This window comes from uncultured Campylobacter sp., from assembly GCF_938045625.1.
Classification (GTDB): domain Bacteria; phylum Campylobacterota; class Campylobacteria; order Campylobacterales; family Campylobacteraceae; genus Campylobacter_A.
Genome location: NZ_CALIAV010000076.1, coordinates 1 through 6,591, shown reverse-complemented (window position 1 = coordinate 6,591; position 6,591 = coordinate 1). Strand labels below are relative to the sequence as shown.

Genomic DNA, 6,591 nt, shown 5'->3' with positions numbered 1-6,591 from the left:
TCCCCAGCCGCTAAATTCCTCCTGAGAGCTTTGTGGATCGTAGTAAAGCTTGCTCATGCCAAAGCTTATGAGATGACGGTGCGGAGCGCCTCAAATATACTAACGCCCTCTAGATAATCCTCACCGCCCAGGCTCGCATGTAGCCGAGATGCATAGTGACGCTCGTTTGCGGGATCGTAGATATTTTCTAGCGCGCGTGCTATCGCGTCCCAGCCGGGCACATCGTCTTCGCTAAAATTAGCCTCGTACTCTTGCGTCGTCATTTTAGTAGATTACGTTAAGCGCGGGTACTATATATAAAATTTGCAAATTTAAGGGAATGGGGATAAATTTAAAAAGCTAAAATTTACGCCCGATATTTAGGCGTAAATTTCATCCACGATAGTATCTACGAAATCGTGCGGGTCAAATTTGACTAGATCGTTCATCGTCTCGCCGATGCCGATGTAGAGTATCGGTAGTTCTAGCTCGCGCGCTACGCCAAAAAGCGCTCCGCCCTTTGGCGTGCCGTCAAGCTTGGTGATGATGACGCCGTCAAGGCTCACGATGTCGTTAAAGGCTTTTGCTTGAGCGAGGCCTGCGTTGCCTTGAGTGCCGTCGAGGATGAGAATCTTGCGGTGCGGTGCGCCTGCATAGGCTCTGTCTGCGATGCGGACGATCTTGCTTAGCTCGCCCGCTAAATTTGTTTGATTTTGTAGGCGGCCGGCGGTGTCGAGGATTACGTTGTCGAGATTTTTGGCGACGGCCGAGCTGATAACGTCAAAGGCGACCGCAGACGGATCGTGACCCTGCTGCGTAGCGACGATAGGAACGTCAGTTCTGATAGCCCACTGACGTAGCTGCTCGATGGCGCCAGCTCTAAACGTATCACAGGCGCCTAAAATAACGCTTTTGCCTTCATTTTTATATAAATTTGCAAGCTTTGCGATCGTGGTCGTTTTGCCAGCTCCGTTGACGCCCAAAATCAGCTCCACGAAAGGCTTTCCGACTTTTGCCTCGCGCTCGTTTTCGTATATGAAATATGTATTTAAAAGCCGCTTTAGGTCGTCTTTTTTTACTTCGTTTTGCGGCGGCAGGTAGTAGAGGACCTCCTCGACGATCTCGTAGGCGATGTCGGCTTCAAGTAGGATCTCTTCTAAAATTTCCTTTGAGATTTTTTTGTCGGCTGGTTTTGACGAGCGGATCGCCGCGAGCGTCTTATCAAGCCCCTTTTTTAAAAAGCCAAACATTAGTTGATTACCTTATTTATATCGCTTTCTAGCATCTCTTCTGGCACGAGCCCGACGTAGTGCGTGGCGTATTCGCCGTTTGGTTTATAAAGCACCATGTACGGGATGCCTACGACGCCGCCTAGAGCCTTTGCGAAGAGGAAGTTGTTTTCGCCGTAGCTAATGCCGAAATTTATCTTAAATTTCTTCATAAACGCGTCTATCTCGTCTTTTGATTTGTCTTCCATCAGTACGCTTACGATTTTTAGCTTGCCTTTAAATTTATCGCTTAGGTTGTTTAGATGCGGGATTTCAGCCTTGCACGGCGGACACCAAGTGGCAAAAAAGTTAAACAAAATCGCCTCATCGTTACCCTCGACTTTAAAGCCTTTGTCAAATTTTTGCAGCGTCATCTTGCTCTCGTCCATGAGAGTTAGCTCAAAAGGCGCTTCTATGCTTGCGCTTTGGCTTTGAGTCGGAGCGGACGTGGTTGTTGTCGGCGTCGCGTCGCTAGTTTTGTTTGCGTCGCTTACGTTTTCATTGTCGCAACCGCTTAAAAATAGTGCTAAAAATGGTATAATCAAAAGATTTATTTTCATTTAATAATTCCTGTCTAAGATTGATTTTAGGCTTGAATTATACATAAAATTTATGAAACGAGCGTTAAATTTGACAAAAGAAGATTTTAGGCGAGACGCCAAACGTATTTTAAAAAAAGAGATTCAAATTTCTGCGCGAGCGAAACACTATAAGATGTTTAAGCCGCTTTTAAATTTGCTAACCGAGCTTAAAGCGAAACGGATTTTGATATTTAATCCCCTTTCCTATGAGCCAAATTTCTGCATTTTAAGGCGCGAACTAGCTAAAAATTATGAAATTTTCGTTCCGTTTATGCTTGGTATTAGTTTAGAAATGGTAAAATCTAGGCTACCGCTTATATCTCGGACGAAATTTGGCGTAAAAGAGCCGCTAAGTACCAAGATTTTTAAAAAGCGTATAGACGTAGCTATAGTTCCGACTCTCGGGGTGGACGGAAATATGGCGCGAATAGGGCACGGAAAAGGTTTTTACGATAGATTTTTTGCAAATTTGCCTTACCGACCTACCTTGATATTCGTTGAAATTTTAGACAATTTTACTAATGAAATCATATCCGAAGATCACGACGTTACTTGTGATTTTTACCTGACCCCGAGCAAAATTTACGTAAAAAGAGGAATCTATGATAGATATTTTAATCGGCTTAGGAGCAGGTGCGGCGGGCGTTGGCGCAGGCTATCTCATCGCTAAAAAAATCAATGACGCAAACTACAATATATTTTTAGAGCAGGCAAAAGCAAAGGCTAAAGCGATAGAATTTGAGGCCGAGCGCACGCTAAAAGACGCTAAAATCCAAGTCCAAGAGGCTGAATTTGAAGCCAAGAAAAAATACGACGACAAAACCGTAAAACTGCAAAAAGAGTACACGCAAAAATTTGAAGAAATCGGTAAAAAAGAGCAAGCCCTGCTAAACGAGCAAGAAATTTTAAACGAGAGTAGGGCGGAGCTAGAAAAATCGCGAAACGAGGCAAAAAGCGTTTACGAGGAAGGAATCGGGCTAAAAGCAAGCTACCAAGCTAAGCTACAAGAGGCGTTAAAAGTGCTCGAACACGCCGCTGGCCTCACGCAAGAAGAGGCGCGCGAAGAAGTGCTAAAAAAAGTAGAGGAAAAAAGCCGTGCCGAGATCGCTCACATCGTGCGAAAACACGAGGAGGAGGCTAAACGCGAAGCTAAAAAGCGCGTGAACTACATCCTGGCGCAGGCTACGTCGCGATTTGCTGGAGAATTTGCCGCAGAACGTTTGATAAACGTCGTAGATATCAAAAACGATGAGCTAAAAGGCCGCATAATCGGCAAAGAAGGCCGCAATATCAAGACCCTGGAAATGGTGCTCGGCGTAGATATCATCATCGACGATATGCCGCACGCTATCACGCTAAGCAGTTTTAACCTCTATAGAAGGGCGATTGCTACGCGCGTGATAGAGCTTTTAGTACAAGACGGCCGAATACAGCCGGCAAGGATAGAGGATCTACACAAAAAAGTGTGTGAAGAATTTGAAGCCTCGATCCTAGAGGAGGGGGAAAATATCGTCATCGATCTGGGTCTTAGCAAAATTCATCCGGAGATAATGAAACTAATCGGCAAGCTAAAATTTAGAGCTAGCTATGGACAAAACGCCCTAGCGCACAGCCTCGAGGTAGCCCATCTTGCTGGCATCATCGCGGCTGAAACGGGCGGAGACGAAAAGCTGGCTAAAAGAGCAGGCTTGCTACATGACATTGGGAAGGCTTTGACGCATGAATTTGAGGGCAGCCACGTCGATTTGGGCGCTGAAATTTGCAAACGCTACAAAGAACACCCCGTCGTCATAAACGCTATCTATGCTCACCACGGACACGAGGAGGCCACTAGCGTAGAAAGCGCCGCCGTTTGCGCTGCGGACGCTCTAAGTGCGGCTCGTCCGGGAGCTCGTAGAGAGGTGTTGGAGAGCTTCCTGAAACGCGTCGAAGAGATAGAAAACATCGCAAAAAGCAAAGAGGGTATCAAGCAGGCATACGCGATAAACGCAGGCCGCGAGATCCGCGTCATCGCAAACGCCAAGCTCATCAACGACGATGAAGCGGTGCTAGTAGCTAAAGAGATCGCCGCCGAGATCGAGAGCAAGGTCCAGTATCCGGGCGAGATCAAAGTAAACGTGATCCGCGAAACCAGAGCCATAGAAATGGCCAAATAGGTCAAATTTAGGTTGAAAATGAGAAAAATTTTACTAGCGATTTTTTGCGTTTTAGCACTCGGCGCCAATGACGAGCTCGTGCTAAACGCCTCAAATTCTTTTACGACGACAATGCGTAAAAACGCAGACGCGCCGGTTAAGGCTTTGCTTCAAAACGCAAAAGCGGTCGTCATTTTTCCGAGCATTACTAAAGTCGGCTTCGTGCTGGGCGGCATGCACGGCAAAGGCGTGATGCTTGTTGGAAACCCGTATGCGCCCAGCGAAATGATGGTCGTGGATATTAGCGGCGGCAGTATCGGGTTGCAAGTAGGCTACGAAAATAGCTCGCTTGTGTTATTTATCCTAAAAGATAGCCTCGTAGCCGATATAAAAGACGCTAAAATCACGATAAACGCCGACGCATCGTTTGCATTTGCCGATACGGGCAAATTTTACGGCAGAGTGAGCGATTTTAGCTTTACGAGCGATATCTACGCATATACGGACAACGACGGGTTTTTTGCGGGGGCGAGCTTTGGCGGAGCGGTGCTAGCTAAAACTAACGACGCGCCTCTAAGGATGGATAGCTATGGATATAACGCGCTAATGGGCGCTATCTCAAAATACTAAAGGCCAAATTTGCAAGAGATGCTAACCTCGCTATCGACCTACGGGTACGTGATAGTGTTTTTATATTCGCTTGGAGGAGGCATGGTTGCTATCATCGCAGCTGGCGTGCTAGCTCATCTAGGCAAGATGGACATAACCGTGAGTATCGTACTGGCGGCGGTCGCTAACGCTATCGGCGATACGCTGCTTTTTTACGTCAGCAGGTATAACCGCGCTGCCGTGATGCCGTATCTGACTAGACATAAACGCAAGCTTGCCTTCTCTCAAATTTTATTCAAGCAGCACGGAAATAAAATAATATTTTTCAAAAAATTTATCTACGGACTAAAGACTCTCATCCCGCTTGCTATCGGGCTTACGAAGTATTCGTTTGCCAAATTTAGCGTCATAAACGTTGTTAGCGCGGTAGCTTGGGCAGTTTTGCTCGGGCTTGGCAGCTTTTGGGCGGGCGAGGCGTTTGAGCGGGCGTGGGATTTTATGGGCGAAAACGGCTGGCTGATGCCGGTTGCGATGTTTTCGCTACTGACTCTCATCTGGGTATATCTACAACAAGCGACGAAAAAGAAAGGAAGGTCGGAATGAAAAAGGTACTGATTGTATTGGTGATTATAGCCGCAGTGGTTTTTGGCGGGCTAAAATTTAACGCAAACAAGGTGGAGGAAAAATATAACGAGGCTTTGAATCTAATCAAAGCAAGCGGTATGGAGGTCAAAAACAGCGTATTTGAGGGTGGTCTGCTAAAATCGCACGCAAACTATGACGTAGTTTTGTCTAAAGGTTACATAAACGAGATCATTTCTCTTGGCGAAGAGTACGGCGCGCCCGAGGATCTGGCGATAAAAATTGACATGAATATATCGCACGGCTTTGACAGTTTGCTAGGTAAATTTGAGGTTGCGGGCGATGCCGAGTTTTTAAACGATCCGTATAAAAATTTTATCAAAGAGATATTTGATACGACTAGACCTATCAAATTTCACGCCGACGGCGCTTCTGTAGGAGATAAAAAATTCGTCTTTGAGCTGGTTGGAGTGCAAAAAGAACAAGACGGCAATAAGCTAAATCTTGCCAAATCGTTTTTAAATTTTGATATAAACGGCGAAAAGAAAATAACCGGAGCTACTTTTGTAAACGACTTTATCGATTTTGCTAGCAAACAAGGCGTCGCTATAAAGATAAAAAATATCGACTACGATGTGAAGTACGAAACTCCGATCGAGCCGAAAATGCTTTCAAAAGCGCTTGTAAATAGCACCTATAAATTTGAACTCGGCGGCATAGACGTGATCTCGGGTGCCGAGGCGCTACAAATCGGAAAGATAACGAGCGACTCCAAGCTAACCGTGCTAAGCGATACTCTAACGCAGGATGATACGAGCACTATAGAAAAAATAAAATATGGAAAATATGAATTTAAAGATTTTTTGATCAAAACGAAATTTTCAAATTTAGATAAAGGCGCGTTTGAAGATATTGTTAACGCAAAGGGAGAACCTGAAGCTCAGCTCGCGGCCATAATGCAAGCACTTGATAAATTTATAAAAAGAGCGCCGAAACTTACATTTGACAATTTAAATTTTAAAAATGTGGCAGGCAAGAGCTATGCCTCAAATTTTGAGATTTCTATCGACCCGGACGGGATAGATAGTCAAAATTTCCTTGATAATATCCCGACTGCTATAAATTTTAGCGGTAAAATTGAGCTTGATACAACGCCAGGCGAGTTTATGTTCGGTAGCGGCGAGGAAAAAGAGGGAATAAATGCAATGCTCGTAAACGGCGGACTATTTAAAGAAAACGGCGGCAAATACGTAACTATCTTTAAGTATAATAAAAGAACGCAAGATTTGATCTTTAACGAAAATTTATCTCTAAAATCTCTTTTTAAATAAAATTAGCATGCTTAGGCAAATTTTTATGTTTGTTTAAGCATGTTTTCTATATACTTCAATTTCCGCTTCACAGAAAGCGAGTTTTTTAAATTAACACTGTTAAACT

The 6,591-nt window shown here is 44.7% G+C and carries 8 protein-coding genes; 5 read left to right on the top strand and 3 right to left on the bottom strand.

Annotation, left to right across the window (positions count from 1 at the left end):
• Positions 1 to 65: 65 nt before the first annotated feature.
• The 3 genes from Q0386_RS07570 to Q0386_RS07560 form a co-directional block, all read right to left on the bottom strand.
• Positions 66 to 263 (bottom strand): hypothetical protein, encoded by a 198-nt coding sequence (locus Q0386_RS07570; protein WP_299029319.1) that lies wholly within the window; start codon positions 261 to 263, stop codon positions 66 to 68.
• A gap of 96 nt (positions 264 to 359) precedes the next feature.
• Complete coding sequence (gene ftsY / locus Q0386_RS07565) at positions 360 to 1,229, bottom strand: signal recognition particle-docking protein FtsY (RefSeq protein WP_299029316.1); 870 nt, start codon at positions 1,227 to 1,229, stop codon at positions 360 to 362.
• The gene (locus Q0386_RS07560) at positions 1,229 to 1,807 is read right to left on the bottom strand and encodes a TlpA disulfide reductase family protein (RefSeq protein WP_299029313.1); all 579 of its coding nucleotides are present in this window, start codon (positions 1,805 to 1,807) and stop codon (positions 1,229 to 1,231) included. Before Q0386_RS07560 ends, ftsY begins: the two co-directional genes overlap by 1 nt.
• Before the next feature lie 52 nt (positions 1,808 to 1,859).
• Between Q0386_RS07560 and Q0386_RS07555 the strand changes: the two genes are divergently transcribed.
• The 5 genes from Q0386_RS07555 to Q0386_RS07535 are packed head-to-tail and all read left to right on the top strand — an operon-like array spanning position 1,860 to position 6,485.
• The gene (locus tag Q0386_RS07555; RefSeq protein ID WP_299029311.1) at positions 1,860 to 2,498 is read left to right on the top strand and encodes a 5-formyltetrahydrofolate cyclo-ligase; all 639 of its coding nucleotides are present in this window, start codon (positions 1,860 to 1,862) and stop codon (positions 2,496 to 2,498) included.
• The gene (rny, locus tag Q0386_RS07550) at positions 2,431 to 3,984 is read left to right on the top strand and encodes a ribonuclease Y (RefSeq protein ID WP_299029308.1); all 1,554 of its coding nucleotides are present in this window, start codon (positions 2,431 to 2,433) and stop codon (positions 3,982 to 3,984) included. The genes Q0386_RS07555 and rny overlap by 68 nt, the downstream gene beginning before the upstream one ends.
• An 18-nt stretch (positions 3,985 to 4,002) precedes the next feature.
• Positions 4,003 to 4,593, top strand: a complete 591-nt coding sequence (locus tag Q0386_RS07545) for a lipid-binding SYLF domain-containing protein (RefSeq protein WP_298790994.1) — start codon at positions 4,003 to 4,005, stop codon at positions 4,591 to 4,593.
• A gap of 9 nt (positions 4,594 to 4,602) precedes the next feature.
• The gene (locus Q0386_RS07540; RefSeq protein WP_299029305.1) at positions 4,603 to 5,175 is read left to right on the top strand and encodes a DedA family protein; all 573 of its coding nucleotides are present in this window, start codon (positions 4,603 to 4,605) and stop codon (positions 5,173 to 5,175) included.
• Positions 5,172 to 6,485: a DUF945 family protein gene (locus Q0386_RS07535; protein WP_299029302.1), complete on the top strand. Its 1,314-nt coding sequence runs from the start codon at positions 5,172 to 5,174 to the stop codon at positions 6,483 to 6,485. Before Q0386_RS07540 ends, Q0386_RS07535 begins: the two co-directional genes overlap by 4 nt.
• The last annotated feature ends 106 nt before the right edge of the window (positions 6,486 to 6,591 follow it).